Origin of the sequence: Rhizobium sp. 1399, from assembly GCF_031455475.1 — a bacterium.
Taxonomy (GTDB): Bacteria; Pseudomonadota; Alphaproteobacteria; order Rhizobiales; family Rhizobiaceae; genus Rhizobium.
The window spans coordinates 204,361-224,994 of the sequence record NZ_JAVDSU010000011.1 but is presented as its reverse complement, the minus strand read 5'-3'; the positions used below and the strand labels follow the sequence as shown (position 1 = coordinate 224,994).

At 60.9% G+C, this 20,634-nt stretch carries 23 protein-coding genes and 1 riboswitch; of the genes, 10 read left to right on the top strand and 13 right to left on the bottom strand.

Annotated features, from left to right (window positions below):
* Positions 1–59: 59 nt before the first annotated feature.
* Positions 60–1,091, bottom strand: coding sequence for a sensor domain-containing diguanylate cyclase (locus J2X71_RS28675; protein ID WP_310387547.1), 1,032 nt, complete (start codon positions 1,089–1,091; stop codon positions 60–62).
* Between the two features lie 173 nt (positions 1,092–1,264).
* Positions 1,265–1,345: riboswitch (ZMP/ZTP riboswitch) on the top strand.
* Between the two features lie 26 nt (positions 1,346–1,371).
* Here J2X71_RS28675 and J2X71_RS28670 point away from each other — a divergent pair.
* Together J2X71_RS28670 and J2X71_RS28665 are read left to right on the top strand one after the other, a co-directional pair.
* Positions 1,372–2,667 (top strand): Mur ligase family protein, encoded by a 1,296-nt coding sequence (locus tag J2X71_RS28670; protein WP_310387546.1) that lies wholly within the window; start codon positions 1,372–1,374, stop codon positions 2,665–2,667.
* Between the two features lie 59 nt (positions 2,668–2,726).
* Complete coding sequence (locus J2X71_RS28665) at positions 2,727–3,854, top strand: ATP-dependent RecD-like DNA helicase (protein ID WP_113323371.1); 1,128 nt, start codon at positions 2,727–2,729, stop codon at positions 3,852–3,854.
* A gap of 68 nt (positions 3,855–3,922) precedes the next feature.
* Here the strand turns inward: J2X71_RS28665 and J2X71_RS28660 are convergent, their stop codons facing one another.
* Positions 3,923–4,615 (bottom strand): MerR family transcriptional regulator, encoded by a 693-nt coding sequence (locus tag J2X71_RS28660; RefSeq protein ID WP_007817771.1) that lies wholly within the window; start codon positions 4,613–4,615, stop codon positions 3,923–3,925.
* Between the two features lie 447 nt (positions 4,616–5,062).
* Here J2X71_RS28660 and J2X71_RS28655 point away from each other — a divergent pair, with 447 nt between their 5' ends.
* Positions 5,063–5,815, top strand: coding sequence for a pyridoxine 5'-phosphate synthase (locus tag J2X71_RS28655; RefSeq protein WP_310387543.1), 753 nt, complete (start codon positions 5,063–5,065; stop codon positions 5,813–5,815).
* 150 nt (positions 5,816–5,965) lie between these two features.
* Here the strand turns inward: J2X71_RS28655 and J2X71_RS28650 are convergent, their stop codons facing one another.
* Positions 5,966–6,853, bottom strand: a complete 888-nt coding sequence (locus J2X71_RS28650) for an SDR family oxidoreductase (protein WP_310387542.1) — start codon at positions 6,851–6,853, stop codon at positions 5,966–5,968.
* Between the two features lie 119 nt (positions 6,854–6,972).
* Here J2X71_RS28650 and J2X71_RS28645 point away from each other — a divergent pair, with 119 nt between their 5' ends.
* On the top strand, positions 6,973–7,419 hold the full coding sequence (locus tag J2X71_RS28645; protein WP_310387539.1) for a helix-turn-helix domain-containing protein: 447 nt from the start codon (positions 6,973–6,975) through the stop codon (positions 7,417–7,419).
* Between the two features lie 88 nt (positions 7,420–7,507).
* On the opposite strand, the gene J2X71_RS28640 is transcribed toward J2X71_RS28645, so the two are convergent.
* From J2X71_RS28640 to J2X71_RS28625, 4 genes are all read right to left on the bottom strand, one after another.
* Complete coding sequence (locus tag J2X71_RS28640) at positions 7,508–8,716, bottom strand: MFS transporter (RefSeq protein ID WP_310387537.1); 1,209 nt, start codon at positions 8,714–8,716, stop codon at positions 7,508–7,510.
* A gap of 93 nt (positions 8,717–8,809) precedes the next feature.
* Positions 8,810–9,433, bottom strand: coding sequence for a TetR/AcrR family transcriptional regulator (locus J2X71_RS28635; protein WP_310387535.1), 624 nt, complete (start codon positions 9,431–9,433; stop codon positions 8,810–8,812).
* Between the two features lie 60 nt (positions 9,434–9,493).
* Entirely contained in the window at positions 9,494–10,411 is a 918-nt protein-coding gene (locus J2X71_RS28630; protein WP_310387533.1) for a bifunctional helix-turn-helix transcriptional regulator/GNAT family N-acetyltransferase, read from the bottom strand.
* Positions 10,412–10,473: 62 nt separating this feature from the next.
* Positions 10,474–11,196, bottom strand: coding sequence for an aspartate/glutamate racemase family protein (locus J2X71_RS28625; RefSeq protein ID WP_310387531.1), 723 nt, complete (start codon positions 11,194–11,196; stop codon positions 10,474–10,476).
* 149 nt (positions 11,197–11,345) lie between these two features.
* On the opposite strand from J2X71_RS28625, the gene J2X71_RS28620 reads away from it, so the two are divergent.
* Positions 11,346–11,810 (top strand): Lrp/AsnC family transcriptional regulator, encoded by a 465-nt coding sequence (locus J2X71_RS28620; RefSeq protein ID WP_310387529.1) that lies wholly within the window; start codon positions 11,346–11,348, stop codon positions 11,808–11,810.
* Positions 11,811–11,819: 9 nt separating this feature from the next.
* Here J2X71_RS28620 and J2X71_RS28615 read toward each other — a convergent pair whose 3' ends face one another.
* Complete coding sequence (locus J2X71_RS28615; RefSeq protein WP_310387527.1) at positions 11,820–12,794, bottom strand: aminoglycoside phosphotransferase family protein; 975 nt, start codon at positions 12,792–12,794, stop codon at positions 11,820–11,822.
* Between J2X71_RS28615 and J2X71_RS28610 the strand changes: the two genes are divergently transcribed.
* Positions 12,783–14,063: an NAD(P)/FAD-dependent oxidoreductase gene (locus tag J2X71_RS28610; RefSeq protein ID WP_310387526.1), complete on the top strand. Its 1,281-nt coding sequence runs from the start codon at positions 12,783–12,785 to the stop codon at positions 14,061–14,063. The genes J2X71_RS28615 and J2X71_RS28610 overlap by 12 nt on opposite strands.
* Positions 14,064–14,120: 57 nt before the next feature.
* Here J2X71_RS28610 and J2X71_RS28605 read toward each other — a convergent pair whose 3' ends face one another.
* Entirely contained in the window at positions 14,121–15,167 is a 1,047-nt protein-coding gene (locus J2X71_RS28605; RefSeq protein ID WP_113323340.1) for an NAD(P)-dependent alcohol dehydrogenase, read from the bottom strand.
* A 197-nt stretch (positions 15,168–15,364) separates the two neighbouring features.
* On the opposite strand from J2X71_RS28605, the gene J2X71_RS28600 reads away from it, so the two are divergent.
* Positions 15,365–16,273, top strand: a complete 909-nt coding sequence (locus J2X71_RS28600; RefSeq protein ID WP_310387523.1) for an AraC family transcriptional regulator — start codon at positions 15,365–15,367, stop codon at positions 16,271–16,273.
* 18 nt (positions 16,274–16,291) lie between these two features.
* Here J2X71_RS28600 and J2X71_RS28595 read toward each other — a convergent pair whose 3' ends face one another.
* Entirely contained in the window at positions 16,292–16,648 is a 357-nt protein-coding gene (locus J2X71_RS28595) for a DUF4087 domain-containing protein (protein WP_310387522.1), read from the bottom strand.
* A 174-nt stretch (positions 16,649–16,822) separates the two neighbouring features.
* On the opposite strand from J2X71_RS28595, the gene J2X71_RS28590 reads away from it, so the two are divergent.
* The 3 genes from J2X71_RS28590 to J2X71_RS28580 all read left to right on the top strand — a co-directional run bounded on the left by J2X71_RS28590 (position 16,823) and on the right by J2X71_RS28580 (position 19,386).
* Entirely contained in the window at positions 16,823–17,473 is a 651-nt protein-coding gene (locus J2X71_RS28590; protein ID WP_007817743.1) for a TetR/AcrR family transcriptional regulator C-terminal domain-containing protein, read from the top strand.
* A 47-nt stretch (positions 17,474–17,520) separates the two neighbouring features.
* A complete protein-coding gene (ilvC, locus tag J2X71_RS28585) occupies positions 17,521–18,540 on the top strand; it encodes a ketol-acid reductoisomerase (RefSeq protein WP_007817741.1) in 1,020 nt (339 codons plus the stop codon).
* A 111-nt stretch (positions 18,541–18,651) separates the two neighbouring features.
* Entirely contained in the window at positions 18,652–19,386 is a 735-nt protein-coding gene (locus J2X71_RS28580) for a hypothetical protein (RefSeq protein WP_310387517.1), read from the top strand.
* Positions 19,387–19,435: 49 nt separating this feature from the next.
* On the opposite strand, the gene J2X71_RS28575 is transcribed toward J2X71_RS28580, so the two are convergent.
* From J2X71_RS28575 to J2X71_RS28565, 3 genes are read right to left on the bottom strand one after another with little or no spacing between them, the layout of a single operon-like run.
* Positions 19,436–20,011, bottom strand: a complete 576-nt coding sequence (locus J2X71_RS28575) for a class I SAM-dependent methyltransferase (RefSeq protein WP_310387515.1) — start codon at positions 20,009–20,011, stop codon at positions 19,436–19,438.
* Entirely contained in the window at positions 20,008–20,385 is a 378-nt protein-coding gene (locus tag J2X71_RS28570) for a type II toxin-antitoxin system VapC family toxin (RefSeq protein ID WP_310387513.1), read from the bottom strand. Before J2X71_RS28570 ends, J2X71_RS28575 begins: the two co-directional genes overlap by 4 nt.
* On the bottom strand, positions 20,385–20,594 hold the full coding sequence (locus tag J2X71_RS28565; RefSeq protein ID WP_310387511.1) for an AbrB/MazE/SpoVT family DNA-binding domain-containing protein: 210 nt from the start codon (positions 20,592–20,594) through the stop codon (positions 20,385–20,387). The genes J2X71_RS28570 and J2X71_RS28565 overlap by 1 nt, the downstream gene beginning before the upstream one ends.
* Positions 20,595–20,634 lie beyond the last annotated feature (40 nt).

Below are 20,634 nucleotides of genomic sequence, written 5' to 3'. Positions count from 1 at the left end.
GCGTTACCGGAGATGAGACACGGCAGGTGTCCGTTTTATTCCCGTTTCTTTTTCAAACGTCAGTTCGGATTGAAAACCACATAGCAGTCCCGTCCGGCGGCTTTGGCGCTATAGAGGGCGCCATCGACGTTGCGCAGCAGTTCGCGGCGGCGGCGGCCGCCTTGCGGGGCGAGTGCCGCACCGATGCTCAGGCGGGCGAGGATGGTATTCCCCTCGATGGCGAAGGGGCTACGGAAGGCCGAGAGCAGGCGTTCGGAGACGGAGACCAGCGCTTCGGTGTTCGGCGGGTTCGGTATGAAGATCGCAAATTCGTCGCCGCCCATGCGAACGACGATGTCGCCGGAGCGGATGACCGAACGGATGCGATTTGCCGCCTCCCGCAGCACCTCGTCACCGATATGGTGGCCGAGCGTATCGTTGATCGACTTGAAACCATCCATGTCGAGATAGAGGGCGCCGAAGGTCTGGCCGGAGGCAAGGGCTGATTCCAGCGCGCGGTCGACGATGGCATCGAGTGCGGCGCGGTTGAGGAAGCCGGTCAGCGGATCGGTCATGGCCGCCGTGCGAAGGCTGCTTTCTGCAAGGCCCATGACGAAATTCGCCTTCTGCAGCCGCAGAAGCGCGCTCGCAACACGAGCGAAACGGCGAAGATTGGCCGCCTCTTTTTCGGTGAAGAGGCGCGGCTTCTGATCGAGAATGCAGAAGGCGCCGATCACCAGGTCGTTTTCCAGTTCCAGTGGTGCACCGGCATAAAAACGGAAATGCGGCGGGCCCGTCACATAGGGCGCGGCATTGAGCTCCGCATCCTGTTCCAGATCGGGAACGACGACCATGTCGTTGGCGAAGACAACACGGGTGCAGAAGGAAAGGTCGCGCGGGCATTCCGAAAGCTGCATGCCCGCTTCGCCGGCGATGCGCAGCCAGTCCTCGTCGACGATGTTGACGGCGGCATAGGGCATTGCGAATGCATTCTTGGCGAGCTCGGCAAGTGCTGCAAGCTCCGGCGTCGGGCTGCTGCTGATGGCGCTCAGCGAGCGCACGGCAAGCAGTCTCTGCGGTTCGTTGACTGGAATTCGGACAGTCTGTCCCATTCGAATCTCCGCCTCTTTGTCATAGACAGGAGCTAAAGTGGCGCTCTTGCCAATCTCCGCAAGAGCTAAAATTCACCAGCGTTAACTGGCAGTTGCCGCAGGCGGCGTCGCTGCGGAGCCGTGATGATGACGCTTGCGAGGCTAGGCAGGGCAACGGAAAGGTTCTAGTGTCGGCCCGCTTGCGTGACTGGCGAGACAGATGGAGAACCATCGGGAAGCGCAGGCTGCCGATGCTGCTCGCCTGGGCACCAAAATAACCCCTGTAACCTGTGCCATGCCCATGCAGATAGAAAATCCCCGCCTTATCGAAGCCCTTTCGCAACTTGATCAGCTCACCAACTGGGAACAGCGTCCACGCGGCGAAATGCGCGTCGGACTGGAGCCGATCCTCGATCTCTCCGCCCGTCTAGGCGATCCGCACCGCGCCTTCCGCTCGATCCATGTGGCGGGCACCAAGGGCAAGAGTTCGACTTCGGCGCTGCTCGAAGCAGGCTTGCGCCATGCCGGCATTTCCGTCGGGCGTTATGCCTCGCCGCATGTGGAGCATATTTCCGAGCGTGTCAGCCTGAATGGCCAACCGGTCGAAGAGGCTGTGCTCGCCGAGGCGCTCGTCCTGGGGCTCGATGCTCTCAAGGCCGCAAGGGCGGAAGGGACGGCAGCGGAAGCTGCAACATGGTTCGACATACTGACAGCGGCCGGTTTCCTGATTTTCCGCGATGCGGGCGTTCAATGGGCCGTGATCGAGACGGGTCTCGGTGGCCGGCTGGATTCAACCAATATCGTCGACAGCGATGTTTCCATCATCACCAATATCGGCCTCGAGCATACGGAGATATTGGGCAAGACACGGGCGGCCATTGCCTTCGAAAAGGCCGGCATCATCAAGCCGCGCTCGACCGTCGTTACGCCGCTCGATGCGGATGATGAAGCCGGAGCAGTGGTTGCCAAGCGGGCAGCTGAGATCGATGCGCGTCTCATCCGTCCGGATTTTTCCGGAGCGTCGACGATTGCCGGGCGCAATATTGCAATCGCGGGTACCGCGCTCGATGTGCTCGGTGAACTTGGCGTCAAGGCGCGCGAGGGCAAGGTGGTCGGTGGATGGCTGATCGATGCCGATGCCGAGCGGGAATCGCAGTTGCCGGGACGGCTGGAGCGTTTCATCGTGCCTGTCGCGGGCAGAGGTGTTGCCGTTGCGCTCGACGGGGCACATGTGCCGTTCAATCTCGAAGCAGTGCTTGACGACCTCTCCGGCATGGAAGGATTTGTCGGGCCGGGCATTGCTGTCGTGGCGATCGCGGCAGACAAGGATGCCGCCGGGCTTCTCGAGGTGATGGGCCGCTACGGCGTCTCGCCGATCTTCACCTCGGTTTCCAATCGTTTCCGTTCGCCTGCCGAATTGCAGACGCTTGCCGGTCAGATCGGTCTCGCGAGCGAGGTGATCGATGATCCGCAGGCGGCCTATGAAAAGGCGCTCGAACAGGCAGCCGCCTCCGGCGCCTGGGTGATCCTGACGGGATCGCTCTATCTCGTCGGCTTGCTGCGCGAGCGGGTCATCAGCGAGGCGGCGAAGAGCTAGTTCGCTTCAAGGAAAATTCCACCTTGCCTATGCCGGGCGAATCCTGCCAAGTCGCTTCCATGCAATTCGCCCCGCAACAGGATGAAGCCCTGAAAGCCGTTTCGAACTGGCTGAAGGAGGGCAGGTCGCCGCTCTTCCGTCTGTTCGGCTATGCCGGCACGGGTAAGACGACGCTTGCCAAGCATTTTGCCGAGCATGTCGATGGCGACGTACTGTTTGCCGCCTTCACCGGCAAGGCGGCGCAGGTGCTGCGCTCGCGCGGGGCGTCGAATGCCAAGACCATCCATTCGCTGATCTACCGGCCGCGCGGCGAGGAAGAGATTGCCGACGAGGAAACCGGCAAGACATCGATTGCGCCGATGTTTTCCATCAACCGCCAGAGCCCGGTCGCCAAGGCGGCACTGATCATCGTCGACGAGTGCTCGATGGTGGACGAGGCGCTCGGCAAGGACCTGATGAGCTTCGGCACGCCGATCCTCGTGCTCGGCGATCCTGGCCAGCTGCCACCGGTCACCGGCGGCGGCTACTTCACCAATCAGGACCCAGACTACCTGCTGACCGATATTCATCGGCAGGCGCGCGACAATCCGATCATCAAGCTTGCCATGCAGGTGCGTGAGGGCAACGAGATCATGTATGGCGACTATGGCAAGGCGCAGGTGATCTCGAAGAACGAGGTGACGCAGCCGCTGGTCATGGATGCCGATCAGGTGCTCGTCGGCACAAACAAGACGCGGCGGCGCTATAACCAGCGTTTGCGGGAGCTCAAGGGTTTTACGACCGAACATCCGCAGACCGGCGACAAGCTGGTCTGCCTGCGCAACGACCCGGCCAAGGGCCTGCTGAATGGCTCGCTCTGGCAGGTCATGACCTCATCCAAGGAAACGACCAAGCCCGGCATCAACCTGCTGGTCCGCCCCGAAGATGACGATATGGATCGTGGGGCTGCGAAGATCAAGCTTCTGAAGCAAGCCTTCGAGAATGTGGAAGGCGAGATCCCCTGGAATACACGCAAGCGCTATGACGAGTTCGATTACGGCTATGCGCTGACGGTGCACAAGGCGCAGGGTTCGCAGTGGAACAATGTCGTATTGTTCGACGAAAGCTGGGCCTTTCGCGATACGCGCGAGCGCTGGCTTTACACCGCGATTACGCGCGCAGCAGAGACGCTGACAATCGTTCGCTAAGATTGGCGTCCGCTGGAAACTGGCGTTTGTGCTCCTGCAGGGATGCGGTGGCGGCCGCTGCCAAGTGATCAGGCCTGCACGATGCCGAGGAGAACCGCCTTGGCGATCGCCTGAAAGCGGTTGTTGGCTTGGAATTTCATGATGATGTCGGCTTCCAGCGCGCGCGTTTCCTCATGCCTGAGGTCGAGGGCGCGGGCGATGCGCTGCGTCGAATATCCTTCAGCCATCAGCTCCAGGCATTGGCGCTCCTGATCGGTCAGGCTTGCCGGATCCCTGTTGTCGTTGATCGGCGGCAGGTCGAGGCTGCTGTCGTAATCGAGAAGGTCGCTTACCTGCTGCAGCTGCCGGTGCAAAGTCGACATTTCGGCCGTCAGCTCTCGCTTGCGTTGGGAGAGGGCCTCGCGGAAGATCGACTCGGCCTCTTCCTGGGAGGCCGCGCTGCGCAACACGTCCATCAATTCCTGGATGACGGCGATCGGCATGCCGGTTTCGCGGCAGACGGTGATGACCGCCATGCGCATGACATCATCCTGATCGTAAACGCGCATCAGGCCGATGCGGTTTGCGGAAATCAGGCCCTTCTCTTCGTAGAAATGCAGTGTCCTGTGCGTGACGCCGAATGCGTTCGCCATGTCGGCGATCGGAACGGGACCTTGTGGGATATCCGGCGGCAAAGCGGCCGAAGGCAGGAACCGGTATTTCGACCGGGCCTCCGAAGCGATACCGGCGGCAGCAAACAAACGTTTGGAACCGTCTGGCATGAACCCTCCTGGGGCAGATAGTTGCACCTCATGCGGCTTTGCCAGTTGCTTCCGGAGCGCGGCGAGCGGGGTTTTCCTCTAGCGTTCTTATCGTTGGAAGAAGCAGTACTCGGCGTACTTACTCGTTACGTGGCGCCCACTTTATGCGCGGACGGGTTCTTTTGTAAGTGCTAAAAATAACCGTTTTTAAATGGGATAGCAATGTTGCGGCATCTCAATCCGCCTCTTGCTTGGTATGTGGTAAAATAAAACCACACGGTTCGTCGTCGCTGACGAATGATCTTCGAAGGGAACGGGAATTACTGTTTTCGGTACGCCCCTGACGTCGATCGTCATGGTGCGCGCGACTATCAAGGACAGGCATGAATGCATGTGCGAATCTCATTGGCGTTCGCGGACGGCTTGCCTTAAAAGCAGGACCAGTCGCCATCCCAGACGGATATTGCCATGCCCGCCAAACTCTCCGTGAACCTCAATGCCATCGCCATGCTGCGCAACCGGCGCGATCTGCCCTGGCCAAGCGTGGAAGGCCTCGGGCGCATCGCTCTTGCCGCTGGTGCCTCAGGGCTGACCGTGCATCCGCGGCCGGACCAGCGGCATATCCGCTTTTCCGATCTGCCCGTGATCCGTAATCTGATCGACGACGAGTTTCCGGAAGCCGAATTCAATATCGAGGGCTATCCGACCGAGGAATTCCTGGAGCTTTGTGCCAAGGCTCAGCCGGAGCAGGTGACGCTGGTGCCTGATGATCCCTCGCAGGCGACCTCCGATCACGGCTGGGATTTCCGCAGGCATCAGGCGTTCCTCACCGATGTCGTAGCGCGGCTGAAGAAGATGGGATTCCGTGTTTCGCTGTTTGCCGATGGAGATGGTGATGCTGAGGCGGTAAAGGCCGCGAAAGCGACGGGTGCCGACCGAATCGAGCTTTACACCGGCCCCTATGGCGGCTGCTATGATGCGCTTGAAAGGGTGGGGCCGATCCTCGAAGGTCTCGGCAAGACGGCGGATGCCGCACTCGCGCTCGGCCTTGCCGTCAACGGCGGCCATGATCTGACAGTGGAAAATCTTCCCGCGCTCGTGAAGCGCATTCCCGCTCTCGCCGAAGTCTCGATCGGCCACGGCCTGACGGCGGATGCGCTGCAATATGGCATGGCGGAAACGGTGCGCCGCTTCTGCCGGGCCTGCGGCCAGAAGATCTGAAAGAAGAGGCCCGCCCTCGGTGGATGTGGGGGCGAGCCTTAGAGCGCCGTGCGTCCATTCGGACGCACAAAGGACGCTCTAACTCTTTGAATCTACGCATCAGGTTTCCGAAAATCGATTCCGATTTTCGGGCCGATGCTGTAGGTCGGCTCAGGCTGTGAGCGCGGCCTTATTGGCGACGAAGTAGTCCTTCAGCGACTGCGGCTGCTTGCCCGTCAGCTTCGTGAAATCGTCGGTGACGATGTCGAACTTGCCGGCGCGGGTATTGGCATCGGCCGACACCAGCATGTCGGCAACGAAGCCCGGCAGGCCGGCGCCGCGGATGCCCTGGCCGAGCTGTTCGTCGGTGACATCAACGACGTCGAGCGGCTTGCCGGTGGCTTCGGTGGCGATCGCGGCAATTTCCTTCGGCGTCAGCGACTGCTTGCCGGTCACCGTGTAGGTGGCGCTGGCAGAGATGCCTGATGCCAGCACCGAGGCGATGGCGAGCGCGCAATCGTCACGCGAGATGGTCGAGATCCTGCCGTCACCCGCCGAAGTGAACCATTTTCCGGTCTGCAGATTGTGCGGCATGCTGTGCAGGTAGTTGTCGTGATACCAGGCGTCGCGCACGATCGTGTAGGGGATGCCGCTTTCCTTGATTGCGCTTTCGGTGCCGAGGTGGTCGGGCGCGAAGGTGACGAGCGAATTGTCAGGGGCCGGCATGGAGGTGTAGGTGATGTGCTTCACCTTGGCCTTCACGGCAGCGGCGACGGCGGCCTTATGCTGGATCAGGCGCTTGCCGGGTGTGTCGAGGGCGTCAGTGCTGATGATCAGCAGGCGGTCGACGCCGGCGAAGGCGGCTTCGAGGCCGGCGGCGTCGTCGAAATCCGCCTTGCGGGTGACAACACCCTTGGCGGCGAGGCTCGAGAGCTTTTCCGGGCTGCGGGTCGCGGCAATGATGTTTGCCGGGGCGACCTTGTAGTTTTCGATCAGGTGATGGACGACAAGCTGGCCGAGCTGGCCTGCAGCGCCGGTGACGAGAATGGTTTCGCTCATGATATCCTCTAGTGGCTGACAGGTGGTCTCAAAAAGAGAGTAACACTAGAATAGGAATTGACCGAGGGCTGTAAAGAAGGCAGTTTTTCGGGACTTCGTTACCAAAAGGGAACCACCTCATGGCAGGAACAGTCGTCAATCTGAAAGCCAGAGCGCGCCAATCAAAAGGACCGGCCGATGGGCTGGGCGGCGCGCGGCGCGAGATCGACCTTGCCAGCCTGGATTTCACCAATTGCCCGGTCAGGGATATGATGCAGCAGATCGGCGGCAAATGGTCGACGCTGCTTCTGGAGGCGCTTGCCAAGCAGCCCTATCGCTTCGGCGAACTGCGCCGCATGATCCCGGATATTTCCCAGCGCATGCTGACCCAGTCGCTGCGCGACCTGCAGCGGGACGGCTATATCGAGCGGGAGGTTTTTCCGACGAAGCCGCCGAGCGTGGAATACCGGATGACCGATCTTGGCCGCTCGCTCTACACGGTGCTGTCGCAGCTTCTGAACTGGGCCGAGGCGAACCATGACGATGTTCGCGCGGCACGACTGCGGTTCGACGCAGACGCTGTATAGAGCGCAATTCCGGACGCAAAACCGCTGCACGCTTTTGCTGGAATTGCTTTAGGGGATCAGGCGGTCGAGCCGCCTGACCTAGACTTGATTATTTCCCGCGGCCTTCCGTCAGGAAGAACAGGAAGGCGACTGCGGGGAAGCAGAAGCCGATCCAGGCCGCCATCGACCAGCCGCCCGTCGCATAAGCCCAGCCGCCGAGCGCCGAGCCGATCGCGCCGCCGGTGAAGAAGGTCGCCATGAAGAGGCCATTCAGGCGGCCGCGATGTTCCGGGCTCAGGCCGTAGATCGCACGCTGACCGCAGACGAGATTGGTCGTCACGCCGAAATCCAGCAGGATCGCCGCAGCCGTCAGCAGGATGAGCGCCGTCAGCGAGCCATCGGTGGCGAAATGGCTGATGAGAAAAGAGCCCATGCCGAGCAGCATGGCGAGCGTCGAGGCGACCTTCGTCATGCCGCGGTCGGCAAGGCGGCCGGCGATCGGCGAGGCGATGGCGCCGGCGGCACCGGCAAGTGCAAACAGCGCGATGCCGTTCTGCGAGATGCCGAAGGCGGGGCTTGCGAGCAGCAGCGGCGCGGTCGTCCAGAACAGGCTGAAGGCGCCGAACATGCCTGCCTGATAAAGGGCACGGCGCTGCAGCACGCGAGAATGCACCGCAAGGTGGGTCATCGAGGCCAGCAGTTCGCCATAACGCAGCTTCGTGTGGGGGACGCGGACCGGCAGATTGGCGCGCAGCACGATGCCGAGCGCGATCATGACGGCGGCGGTGACGTAATAGACCATATGCCAGGAGGAAGCTTCGGCGACGAGGCTTGCGAAGGGGCGGGCGAGCATGATGCCGCAGAGCAGTCCGCTCATGACATTGCCGACGACCTGGCCGCGCGTCGCGTCCGGCGCCATGCTGGCGGCGAAGGGGACGAGGACCTGGGCTGCGACCGAGGCCAGGCCGATACAGAGCGAGGCTGTCAGGAACATGCCCGGCGTGGAAGAGAAGGCCGCACCAACAAGCGCAAGTGCCGAGGCGGCAATCAGCGTCAGGATGAGGCGGCGGTTTTCAAAGAGGTCGGCGAGCGGCACGATCAGGAGCAGACCGAGGCCATAACCGATCTGCGTGAGCGTGACGATGAGGCCGGTTGCGGCTGGCGAGAAGCCGAGATTGGCGCTGATCGGGCCTGCCAGCGGCTGGCCGTAATAGAGGTTGGCGGCGACGAAGCCGCAGGAGGCTGCAAAAAGGAAGGTTAGCCAGGGGGATAGGACGCGGGGCGTGACCTTATCCGGCGTGGTGGCTGAAACGCTCATTAGAAACTCCAAAAGGCAATGATCGGGAGGATTGAATGCAATTTAATCGTCTGCCGCCACCCGATCCCTGACCGGATGACGATATTTCGATCGTCAAGTCACGAGCCGCATCGCGGCCTCGACTGTAGCCATCATCTCTTTCTCGCCGCGTCCCGTCCTCCCGATGACACGCAAGCCCTTGGTCAGGCAGAGAAAGGTGAGGGCCGTGGCATCAGCATCCACGGTCGACGGAATGGTGCCATCGGCCTGGCCGATGCGGATGAGGTCGGCCATGAGCTTTTCGTCAGCGGAAAAGGCGGCGGCCACATGCTCCGCAGCTTCTTCGTCCAGCAGAGAAAGATCGTTTGCGCCGCCGACGACGAGGCAGCCCTTGAGGCCCGCTTCACCATGGGAAAGCTCGGCGTAATACGTGACCATCTGGGAGACCTTTTCGCGGCCGGTCTTAACGGATGCGATCTTTGCCTCCAGCCGGCCGCGGCCGAGCTGACGATAGCGCTTGAAGGCGGCAAGGAAGATGCCGCGCTTGTCCTTGAAAGCCTTGTAGACGCTGCCGGAGGCAAGGCCCATGGCTTCGGTCAATTCGCTGATGGAGGCGGCGTGGTAGCCGCGCTCGGAGAAGACGCGCAGCGCAGCATCGAGTGCTGCGTCCATGTCGAACTCGCGCGGGCGGCCGCGGCTGCGGGTTTTTACATCAGGTGTCAGGGTGTCAACGGTCATGGCGCCTAATTAGGGAATGACCGTTTCCAAATCAAGTGAAATTTCTGCGACGCAACAAGATCAGAGATCAAGCACCCAGGTCTGGCCGTTGGCTTCCGGACCGAACATGCGATGTCTCTCCTCGGAGACAAGTCGGAAGCCGGCCTTTTGATAAATGGCGCGGGCGGTGTGGAGGAAGTCGTTGGTCCAGAGCGAGATCTGCCGGTATCGCTTACGGCGCGAGAAGGCGATGCACTCATCGACAAGCCGTTTGCCGAGGCCGAGACCGCGCGCGGCCTTGTCGACGTAGAGAAGGCGGAGCTTCGCAATGCCGTCGCCGCCATTGGTGATCAGTACGGAGCCGAGATTGATGCCGCCGCGCTCGGCGATCCAGCAATATTCCATCTCGGAGTCGAAATTGGCGAGGAACTTGCCAGCGACATCGGCGACCAGCCCTTCGAAGCGCAGATCCCAGCCATATTCCTCGGCATAGAAACGCCCCTGGCTCTGGACGATCCAGCCGATATCGCCGGCGCGATGCGGGCGGATGATGGCGGCAGCCGGTCTTGCCTGCGGATCGAGGATCGAACGGATCGTGCGCATGGCGGCAACGGCGGCCTGCGGCTCGCCATCGGCCAGCGTGTCGAAGCGGGCGGCGATCTGTGCATTCGAGCGGCGGCCAAGCTCCTCGAACTGGCTGCGTCCCTTGCCGGTGACAGTGAGGATCTGGCTGCGCTGATCGGCTGGATCGGGCGTCGCCTCGATGAAGGCTTCTTCGCGGAAGCGTTTGAGAATGCGGCTGAGATAGGCGGGGTCGAGCTGCAGGTCGCGGGCGAGAGCGCCGGCATTGACTCCATCATGGGCGCCGATCTCGAAGAGCACGCGCGCATCCGTCAGTGTGAAGGGCGTGTCGAGATAGGCCTTGTTCAACAGGCCGAGGAAGTTCGTATAGAAGCGGTTGAATTCGCGGGCGGATTCGATGAGGGAAAGGTCGGTCATGGCAGGGTCTCCTGATAGAGACCCTGCTGATTTTATTTGACTGAGTCAACTAAATTGAGGGCTCAGGCTGCGTCTTCTTCTTCGTTTGCGATTTCTCCCTCGAGCGCGAAATCGACGGCGGCGCGAGCATGGATTGCTGTCGTGTCGAATCCAGCAAGGGGAAGGTGATCCGGGTTGAGGATCAGGCAGATCTCCGTGCAGCCGAGAATGATGCTGTCGGCGCCATTGGCGCGGGCGCGTTCGATCACCGCCATCAGCTTCTGGCGAGAGCTGTCGAGCACCTTGCCGGCGCAGAGCTCGTTGAAGATGATGTCGTGCACGGTGGTGCGGTCGGCGGCGTCGGGCACCATGATGTCGAGACCGAGGCTCTTCATGCGGTCGGTATAGAAGCCGTGCTCCATCGTGTAGCGTGTGGCAAGCAGCAGCGGGCGCTTGCAGCCGGCTTCATGGATCGTCTTAGCGGTCTCGTCGATGATATGGATCAGCGGCACTGAGATGTGCGAGGAGACCTCGGGTGCGATCAGATGCATGGTGTTGGTGCAGATCAGCACGCAATGGGCACCGGCAATCTGCAGGCGCAGTGCGATATCGCCGAGGCGCGAGGCAGCCATATCCCAGGCGCCGGCCTTCTGCAGGGCAACGATCTCCTCGAAATTCACCGAATGCAAAGTGAGTTCGGCAGAGGCCAGGCCGCCCAGGCGCTCGCGCACCATTTCGTTGATGAGACGGTAATAGACCGCAGAACTTTCAAAGCTCATGCCGCCGATCAGGCCGATGTTTTTCATGGATTCTCGCTCCCTATGGTGTTTTCGAATGCAGGAATGATGCAGCAGATCAGGTGCAACGTGTTTGCATTGTTTGTGCTTTTGCATCGATATGTGCTAAGGTTTTGCGGCATTTCTCAGTTTTTTGCAAAATTTCAGCGTGAGCCATCATGATCGACGATCGCGACAGGCGGATTCTTGATATCCTGCAGGACGATGCAGGCATCTCCGTGACCGACCTTGCAGAGCGCGTGGCCTTATCGGTCTCGGCCTGTTCGCGGCGCATCCAGCGGCTGGAGGAGAGCGGCTATATCGCGCGTCGCATCGTCGTGCTGGATCGCGAGCGGATGGGCGTGCCGACCACGCTCTTTGCGCTCATCAAGACGGCGCATCATTCCGACGAATGGACGGAGGCCTTCCGCCGCGCGATCAGCGATATCCCCGAAATCGTCGAAGCGCACCGGCTGACCGGCAATTACGATTACATTCTGAAGATCGTCCTGCCGCGCGTCGAACATTACGATGTTATCTACAAGCGGATCGTGCGTCGCATCGAACTTTTCGACGTCTCGGCGTCGATCTCCATGGAACTGATGAAGAGCGGCACGGCGATCCCCGTTAGTTACGCCAATTGAGCGAACGACCTAGAGCAAGGCCGCTTCCAACGCGGATCGGTTGCGGAGCATCCAGGATGCGCTCCTTGTTCGCCACGCTATGGCCCATAGGGATTCTGGATCTTTTGTCTCCGGCGCAACGTGGGCCTCTTTCGCCTGCTCGGCAGCATCGTAAACAGCAAATGTGAGCAGTTTGTCGAAAAAGCCATCTCGCTGCGCTTTCGAAAAGCCATAGCCGTCGAGCAAATAGCGAACCTGCCGTGCTCTCGTCATAGCCGAGCCAAGGTTCATTCTTTCCGCTATATCGTCATCGAAAAGCTGGGCGTTCAACCAGCAGGCTTGCGCCAGTTCGATGTCTATTCCGACCGGTCCTGCGACCTCCCAATCGATGAGGGCGATTGGCGAGTTGGAGCGAGAGACAATGTTCCACGGGCCGGTGTCGCAGTGACCAATGACACGCGGACCGGTTCCGAGTTCGCGGCCAAACCACCCGCGCCAGACCGCATTGTCTGGAACCTTGAACGAAGACGTCGCCTCGTGGAGTTGCCGGAGCATATTTCCGAGACGCGGCATGGCCTCATCACTCCAAGGCCCCGGATGGACAAACTCTCCCTCGATAAACGAGAGGGTTTCGCGGCCTCGCTCGTCAAAACCTGTGCCGACGACACGGGGACATGCGGCGAATCCCACCTGCGCAAGATGTCTCAGCAGCGAAATAGTGGTCGGGGACCAGGGGCCGCTCTGGCGATAAACGATACTGCCCTGCCGAGACACTTCGCTGCGCCCGCCGCCAGTTAAAATGATTTCCTCGTCCATGCCCGGAATGTATGCGGAAAACGGTTTTGATGACAACGAGGATGGCACGGACGTGAAGGGCATATCTGCAACGATCAAAGCCGATCGGGATGCAGGGGAGATATGCCGAAACAGCGGTTGAATACTTCCGGCGAAAGGCGACATTTGCTGCAGCAGAATGACAAAAAGGGGTAGGTCATGAGCGAACATCACGTCGTCGTTGTCGGCGGCGGTTTCGGTGGGCTGCAGCTCGTCAATGGATTGAAAGGCCTGGGATCAAGGGGAGGGGGCGTGAAGATCACGCTCATAGACCGGCGCAACCACCATCTCTTCCAGCCTCTGCTTTATCAGGTAGCAACGACCATCCTCTCCACTTCAGAGATCGCCTGGCCGATCCGCCATCTCTATGCCGACCGGCCCGAGGTGACCACGCTGCTTGGCGAGGTCAACGGCGTCGATGCGCTGGCAAAGACCGTTTCCTTACGCAGCGGTATGGTGTTGAACTACGACACGCTGGTGCTGGCGACTGGTGCTACGCACGCTTATTTCGGCCACGACGAATGGGAGCCTGTCGCTCCGGGCTTGAAGACGCTGGAGGATGCGACGACGATCCGCCGCCGCGTGCTGCTCGCCTTCGAGCGGGCGGAAGTGGAAAGCGATCCGGCGGTGCGCGACGCGTTTTTGACCTTCTCCATCGTCGGGGCTGGCCCGACGGGCTGTGAGCTTGCCGGCATCATCGCCGAGTTGGCGCATTTCACGCTGCCGAAAGAGTTCCGCAACATCGATACGCGCAAGACCCGCGTCGTGCTGATCGAAGCTGGGCCGCGTGTGCTGCCGGCCTTTGCCGAGGATCTCTCGGCCTATGCGCAAAAGGCACTGGAGAAGCTCGGCGTCGAGGTGCTGACGGGAACGCCGGTGACGCAGTGCACGGCTGACGGGGTCACGGTCGGCGAGACGTTCATTCCGAGCCGCACGATCGTTTGGGCCGCAGGCGTACAGGCCTCGCATGCAGCACGCTGGCTGGGCGTGCCCGCCGACCGGGCGGGGCGCACCATCGTCGAGAAGGACCTGACGGCGCCGGGCCTGCCCGATGTCTTCGTGATCGGCGATACGGCCTCTGTGATGCGTGAGGATGGCAAGCCGGTGCCGGGCATTGCGCCGGCGGCCAAGCAGCAGGGCGGCTATGTGGCGAAGGTCATCCGCGCCCGCATATCCGGCAAGCCGGCGCCGGGGCCGTTCAAATACTGGCATCAGGGCAGCCTTGCGACGATCGGCAAGAGCGCGGCGATCATCGATTTCGGCCGTTTCAAGCTCAAGGGCTGGCTCGCCTGGTGGATCTGGGGTCTCGCCCATATCTACTTCCTGATCGGTACGCGCTCGCGCTTCACCGTCGCCTGGAACTGGTTCTGGATCTATATGAGCGGCCAGCACAGCGCCCGGCTGATCACCCAGCGCGAGACCATGCGCGACGACGGGTAGGGGCGAAACAGACCACAAAGAAAAAGGGCGGCTCCGGGAGCCGCCCTTTCTGTTTCATCAGGCTGCCAGCGAGGCGATGTCGATGACGAAGCGGTAGCGGACGTCGCTCTTCAGCACCCGCTCATAGGCTTCGTTGACCTGCTGGATGTTGATCTTCTCGATCTCGGAAACGATGTTGTGCTCGCCGCAGAAGTCGAGCATTTCCTGGGTTTCCTTGATAGAGCCGATCATCGAGCCGGAAATGCTCTTGCGGCCGGGGACCAGCGAGAAGGCGTGAACCGGGATCGGGTTTTCCGGAACGCCGACCACCACGAAGGCGCCATCCACCTTCACGAGGCCGAGATAGGCGTTCCAGTCGATCTCGGCGCTGACTGTGCAGATGACGAGGTCGAAGGCGCCGGCGAGCTTCTTGAAGGTTTCCGGGTCGTTGGTAGCGTAATATTCCTTGGCGCCGAGCTTCAGGCCGTCTTCCTTCTTGGAGAGGCTCTGGGAGAGCACGGTGATATCGGCGCCCATGGCAGCACCGAGCTTGACGCCCATATGACCGAGGCCGCCCATGCCGACGATTGCGACCTTCTTGCCGGGGCCGGCCTTCCAGTGGCGCAGCGGCGAATAGAGCGTGATGCCGGCGCAGAGAAGCGGTGCGGAGGCATCGAGCGGAAGGTTGTCCGGGATGGACATGACATAGCCTTCCTTGACGACGATCGAGTCGGAATAACCGCCCTGGGTGCGTGTCTTGCCGTCGGCTTCGAAATCATTGTAGGTGCCGCTGAGACCCGGCATGTACTGTTCACGGTCGAGGTCGCGTTCGGCGCAGCCGATGCAGGAATCGACGAAGCAGCCGACGCCGACGCGGTCGCCGACCTTGAACTTGGTCACGGCGGAACCGACGGCCGTCACGATGCCGGCGATCTCATGGCCGGGCACGATCGGGTATACGGCGTTCTTCCACTCGTTGCGGACGGTATGGATGTCGGAATGGCAGATGCCGGCAAACTTGATGTCGATGACGACGTCGTCCGGGTTCGGGTTGCGGCGCTCGAAGGTGAAAGGGGTGAGCGGCTTGGAAGCGTCGGTGGCGGCGTAGCCTCTTGCAATAGGCATGGGAGCCTTCCTTTTCGATTTCAGGGGTGGGGTGAGAGGATGCCCGGACTATTGCCCGGAACCACGCATCAGCGTTAGAGCGATACTCTCTGCTTTTTGCACGATCCTGCAAAAGTGAGCCGGCCACCTGTTTGCGAAATGGAAAAGGAGCTTTAGATAAGACCGATATCGCTGGCGTGAGACAGAAAGAGTTGCCCATGACCTTGCCCTTCAATCCCTATCGGGAAATCGTCGATATCGCGATGCGCTTTGCGCCCGGCGATGGCGAGTTCCGCACGTCGATCGGCAATCTTCACATTAGCCGCCGCTCCAATCCCAGCGATCCGTTGCATAGCAGCTACAAGCCATGTTTTGCCTTCGTGCTGCAGGGCGCCAAGAGCCTTCGCCTCGGAGATGAGTTCATCAGCTACGGAACCGGGGATTATCTGCTGACTTCGCTCGATCTGCCGGTCGCCTGGCGCATCGCCGAGGCCAGCCCCGAGGTGCCGCATCTTTGTCTCGGGCTCGCGATCGACTCCGAAAAGTTGCTGGAGCTTTTGAGCCGCATCGACATTCCGCGGCCTGCCGCCCATACCGACGGCCAGCGCGGCATGGCTGTCAATGTCGCGCCGCCGGAACTTCTTGACGCTGCCGTGCGCCTGCTGCGCTTGCTCGATCGTCCAGACGACATTCCGGCCATGGCGCCGCTGATCGAGCAGGAAATCCTCTACCGGATACTGACCGGCCCCGATGGCGAGCGGCTAATCAATATCGCCACTGCCGACAGCCACAGCAACAGGATCGCGCGGGCCGTCGCCTGGCTGAAGGAAAATTTCGCCCGGCCGCTGCGCATCGAGGAGCTGGCCGATCATGTCAGCATGAGCGTGTCTTCGTTCCATCATCATTTCAAGTCGGTGACGGCTATGACGCCGATGCAGTATCAGAAACAGCTTCGCCTGCACGAGGCGCGCCGGCTGATGCTGGTGGAGCGGCTCGATGCGGGCACTGCCGGCCACCAAGTCGGCTATCAGAGCCCGTCTCAGTTCAGCCGCGAATATAGCCGCCTCTACGGCGCGTCGCCGGCGCGCGATGTCGATGGCGCGCGCGAGGTCATGGCAGCAGAATAAGGGGTAGCCGAGTAGACCTCAGCCAGGAAATTTCAGCGCCTTGTCGTTGCGGCACTTGGCGAGCGTCAGCTGGCGGAAGGCGAGGATGCGCGTAATGCGCTCCTTGCCGTCGGTCTCAACGTTCATGCAGGCGCAGGCATAGCCGTAATTGCCGTTGGTGCGCACATAGTCGTGCTCGGAGATATCAGGGATCAGGTCCATGCCCTCGGGTTCTTCGCCGCTTCCCTGCGTCATGATCGTCCAGGTATTTTGTGCATCGTCCAGCCACCAATTGGCAGGCGTGGGGTTCTGGATCCAGCCGCAGCGCGTCTCGGCGGCAAGGGCCGGGAGGGCGAGGGCAAGCGACAGGGCAGCGGTGAGGGCTATTGTTTTCACGGGCGATTCTCCTTGGGCATCGATGTTCGGCGATTTGCCTGCCTTCGAACAGCCGAATTCCGCTGTTTCATATGATACGAAAAAATCTCCTGACGGTTCTTGACGAGAGCCTGCGATCTGGCGCATAAACGCCACGAACCGTACCGTACGGTACGTAAATGGGGAGTTGAAACCGTGTCAGTCGATGTCGCAGAGCCGAGCGAGTTTTCGCCACGCCAGAACGCTGTTCTGGAGCAGGCGCTGCAGCTTCTCGTCGACGGAGGCGAGAAGGCGCTGACGACATCGGGTGTGGCGCGCGCCGCCAATTGCTCCAAGGAAAGCCTCTACAAGTGGTTCGGCGACCGTGACGGTCTGCTCTCGGCCATGATTGCCTATCAGGCGAGCAAAGTGCGCACCTTCGAGCGCAGCGGCGAGCGGCTGACCTATACGAGCCTGCACGACCATCTCGTCATCTTCGCCCGCGATCTTCTCGAAGTTCTGGCCGGTGACGTATCGCTGGCGCTGAACCGGCTGGCGATCGGCCAGTCGCATCGCGACGGCTCGAAGCTCGGCAAGCTCTTGCTGGAGCGCGGCCGCCGGCAGATCGACCGCCGCGCCATGGCGCTGATCGACGCGGGAAAAAGGGCAGGGCTGTTGCGCTTCCATGATGCCGATGAGGCCTATCATACGCTTTACGGCCTCATCGTTTCCGACCTGCATGTGCGCATGCTGCTCGGCGAGCCGGGGCTCAAGGATACCGCGCGTCAGGCGGAGAAGGCGGTCACCGCCTTCCTGCGCCTTTACGGCACGGAGAAAGTTCTGGCGGAGATGCCGATCCTCGGCTGAACCGCTTTTTGACAGTCAACAAGACAAGCAAAAGGGAAGGAATTTCAATGCGCGTCTATTACGATCGTGATGCCGATCTCAACCTCATCAAGTCGAAGAAGGTCGCCGTCATCGGCTATGGTTCGCAGGGTCGCGCACATGCGTTGAACCTCAAGGATTCCGGCGCCCAGAATGTCGTCATCGCGCTCAAGGCCGGTTCGCCGACCGTCAAGAAGGCCGAAGCCGACGGCTTCAAGGTCATGACGGTTGCCGAAGCTGCCGCCTGGGCCGACCTGATGATGATGGCAACCCCGGACGAACTGCAGGCCGACATCTACAAGGCCGACATCGCCGGCAATATCCGTGACGGCGCTGCTATCGCCTTCGCTCACGGCCTCAACGTTCACTTCGGCCTCATCGAGCCGAAGGCGACCGTCGACGTCGTCATGATCGCCCCGAAGGGCCCGGGCCACACGGTTCGCGGCGAATACCAGAAGGGCGGCGGCGTTCCCTGCCTCGTTGCCGTTCACCAGAACGCTTCCGGCAACGCACTTGAACTCGCTCTCTCCTACGCCTGCGGCGTCGGCGGCGGCCGTTCGGGCATCATCGAAACCAACTTCCGCGAAGAGTGCGAAACCGACCTCTTCGGCGAACAGGTCGTTCTCTGCGGCGGCCTCGTCGAGCTTATCCGCGCCGGCTTCGAAACGCTCACCGAAGCCGGTTACGCTCCGGAAATGGCCTATTTCGAGTGCCTGCACGAAGTGAAGCTGATCGTCGACCTGATCTATGAAGGCGGCATCGCCAACATGAACTACTCGATCTCCAACACGGCCGAGTGGGGCGAATATGTCTCCGGTCCGCGCATCATCACCGCTGAAACGAAGGCCGAAATGAAGCGTGTTCTCAAGGACATCCAGACCGGCAAGTTCACCTCCGACTGGATGCAGGAATACCGTGCCGGCGGCGCGCGCTTCAAGGGCATCCGCCGCCTGAACGACAGCCACCAGATCGAGGAAGTCGGCACGAAGCTCCGCGCCATGATGCCCTGGATCGGCAAGAACAAGCTGGTCGACAAGTCCGTCAACTAAGCTGTTTTGATGACGTGATATTAAGGGCCGGGGCGAAAGCTCCGGCCTTTTCGCTATTAAGTGCTCGTTTGAGATAAAACCATTCCTGGGGCTGACGTGTTTGAAGCAATCATGAGGTCTGCAAGGCAGGATCTGGAAGAGGGACTTGAGTCTCTTTACTCTTCATTTCAGGACTATCCGTTTCCGCAGTCGCTGCATGCTTCGCCTCTGCGCGACCCGGAGAAAATTCTCTCGGACCTGAAATCGGCGCCCCTGCGCGAGCTGAGCGCCGAGGCGCTCGGACCATACTCAGCGAGCGCGATGACGACTGTGGGTTCGGCTTACGAGTTCAAGCATTTCCTGCCACGGATCCTTCATCTGGCGGTCATACGTCCTGGCTCCTACGGCTTCGAACCGCCCGTCATCGCTTCGAAGCTTGCCTTATGCGACTGGAAGCGCTGGCCTGTCGTCGAGCAAACGGTGGTGGCGAATGCTGTCTATGCTGCATGGGCCTTCAAGAGATTGCAGAACCCCGATTTCGATCCGTTCGCCTGGAATTGGATACTGGCGATGGTAAGGCTCGATCTCCAGTTCGAATCCTGTCTCAGCCTGTGGGTCCGGCAGCCGACACCGAATGCGTTTCTGCAGCTTGCCCGTGTCGACCTGAAAGGTCTCTATCGAGGCAATGGCTTCTGGGAGGATATCGCAGCCGAAAAACGCCGTCTCGTCCTTGATTGGCTGACCAGCGCGACTGTCGAAAACGCGGTGATCGGATTGGTGGACATGATACCAGCAGAACAGCAGTGGCAGATCGACCTTCTGCTGGATGAAATTGGAGAATTACGGCGGGTTGCCTTGGCGCGCTGAAAGGCCTGAGGATTAGAGCTGCTCGGCCTCGGCAAAAGCTCCGGCCTCTTCATTTGCGAGTGCTAAGATGCAGCCAGCGGGTCGGCTTGTTGTCATAACCGCCGCCATCCGCTTCGTTGAGCGTGACATTTCTCCAACCGCCAGTAACGAGCAGTTCCTGCAGCCATTCCGTTGAAGGGTAATTGTAGTAGCGCCCGAAATCATCATGGCCGTCGGCGATGCCGGCTTTGAAGCTCGCGTGGAAGACGCCGTCTTTCTTCAGGGCGTTGCGGATAAGGGCAAGGATGGCGGACAGATCTGTGCGGGGCACATGCAGGAGGCTCGCCTCGGCCCAGACGCCATCGAATTCCTCCCGCGCCGCAAGCTCCTCGAAACGCATGACCGTGACCGGCCTGCCGATCAGTTTCTCTGCCTGCCGGGCAAGCTCAGCTGAGCCATCCGTCGGAGTTACGTCGAAGCCCTTGGACAGCATGTAGGCGCAGTCTTGTCCCCCACCGCAGCCGAGTTCGAGAATGCGTGCCTTCTCGGGGAGGGCGGAGAGGAAGGCATCGAGCCTCGCTGTCGGCGGCCTGCGGTCGCGAGTGGCGTAAGTCTCGGCATTGTCATCGTAGAAAGAGTTGGTCACGGGCTCTCCTCGATATAAACCACGCGGTCTAGGTCCTTGAAACGGGCGTCGAGCGTCAGAACGTCGGCGTCATGCAGTTCGGCGGTGGCGTAGATGATGGCGTCGGCTAGGGCGAGCTTGCGTTTCGCCGAGACTTCGGCAGCGCGGCGGGCCAACGCCGTGTCGAAAGGGGCCGCGATGCAGGTGGCGGTATAGGCGAAGAAGGAATCGACTGCTTCTTCACCGCGTTCGCGCTCCAGCCATTTGGCGAGTTCGAGCTGGACGATGGTGGGCACGATGCATTCGGTTCGCCCAGGCATCTCGCCTTGCAGGCGATCTGCGGCCGGGCCTTGGGTCAGCCATTCGATCCAGGCTGAGCTATCGACGACGCGCATCAGAACCGGTCTTTCCGGTCGCGGTAGTCGTTCGGGTCGGCGCCTTTGGCCATGCCCTTGAGATCTGTCAGTTCGGGAACGGGGATGAGAAGGACCCCCTTGCCTTTCGGGATGAAGACGAATTCCTGGCCTGCGGACCAGTGCTGCTGTTCACGCACTTCCTTCGGAATAGAGATCTGAAATTTGGAAGAGAGGGTCGCGGTTGCCATTCTTACCTTTCCTCTATCGATTGGCTGACAGTAAGAATTC

Excerpts from the sequence above, each read along its gene's own strand:
- J2X71_RS28675 (WP_310387547.1), bottom strand. The coding sequence starts at position 1,091 with ATGGGACAGACTGTCCGAATTCCAGTCAACGAACCGCAGAGACTGCTT.
- J2X71_RS28670 (WP_310387546.1), top strand. The coding sequence starts at position 1,372 with ATGCAGATAGAAAATCCCCGCCTTATCGAAGCCCTTTCGCAACTTGAT.
- J2X71_RS28665 (WP_113323371.1), top strand. The coding sequence starts at position 2,727 with ATGCAATTCGCCCCGCAACAGGATGAAGCCCTGAAAGCCGTTTCGAAC.
- J2X71_RS28660 (WP_007817771.1), bottom strand. The coding sequence starts at position 4,615 with ATGCCAGACGGTTCCAAACGTTTGTTTGCTGCCGCCGGTATCGCTTCG.
- J2X71_RS28655 (WP_310387543.1), top strand. The coding sequence starts at position 5,063 with ATGCCCGCCAAACTCTCCGTGAACCTCAATGCCATCGCCATGCTGCGC.
- J2X71_RS28650 (WP_310387542.1), bottom strand. The coding sequence starts at position 6,853 with ATGAGCGAAACCATTCTCGTCACCGGCGCTGCAGGCCAGCTCGGCCAG.
- J2X71_RS28645 (WP_310387539.1), top strand. The coding sequence starts at position 6,973 with ATGGCAGGAACAGTCGTCAATCTGAAAGCCAGAGCGCGCCAATCAAAA.
- J2X71_RS28640 (WP_310387537.1), bottom strand. The coding sequence starts at position 8,716 with ATGAGCGTTTCAGCCACCACGCCGGATAAGGTCACGCCCCGCGTCCTA.
- J2X71_RS28635 (WP_310387535.1), bottom strand. The coding sequence starts at position 9,433 with ATGACCGTTGACACCCTGACACCTGATGTAAAAACCCGCAGCCGCGGC.
- J2X71_RS28630 (WP_310387533.1), bottom strand. The coding sequence starts at position 10,411 with ATGACCGACCTTTCCCTCATCGAATCCGCCCGCGAATTCAACCGCTTC.
- J2X71_RS28625 (WP_310387531.1), bottom strand. The coding sequence starts at position 11,196 with ATGAAAAACATCGGCCTGATCGGCGGCATGAGCTTTGAAAGTTCTGCG.
- J2X71_RS28620 (WP_310387529.1), top strand. The coding sequence starts at position 11,346 with ATGATCGACGATCGCGACAGGCGGATTCTTGATATCCTGCAGGACGAT.
- J2X71_RS28610 (WP_310387526.1), top strand. The coding sequence starts at position 12,783 with ATGAGCGAACATCACGTCGTCGTTGTCGGCGGCGGTTTCGGTGGGCTG.
- J2X71_RS28615 (WP_310387527.1), bottom strand. The coding sequence starts at position 12,794 with ATGTTCGCTCATGACCTACCCCTTTTTGTCATTCTGCTGCAGCAAATG.
- J2X71_RS28605 (WP_113323340.1), bottom strand. The coding sequence starts at position 15,167 with ATGCCTATTGCAAGAGGCTACGCCGCCACCGACGCTTCCAAGCCGCTC.
- J2X71_RS28600 (WP_310387523.1), top strand. The coding sequence starts at position 15,365 with ATGACCTTGCCCTTCAATCCCTATCGGGAAATCGTCGATATCGCGATG.
- ilvC (WP_007817741.1), top strand. The coding sequence starts at position 17,521 with ATGCGCGTCTATTACGATCGTGATGCCGATCTCAACCTCATCAAGTCG.
- J2X71_RS28580 (WP_310387517.1), top strand. The coding sequence starts at position 18,652 with ATGAGGTCTGCAAGGCAGGATCTGGAAGAGGGACTTGAGTCTCTTTAC.
- J2X71_RS28570 (WP_310387513.1), bottom strand. The coding sequence starts at position 20,385 with ATGCGCGTCGTCGATAGCTCAGCCTGGATCGAATGGCTGACCCAAGGC.
- J2X71_RS28565 (WP_310387511.1), bottom strand. The coding sequence starts at position 20,594 with ATGGCAACCGCGACCCTCTCTTCCAAATTTCAGATCTCTATTCCGAAG.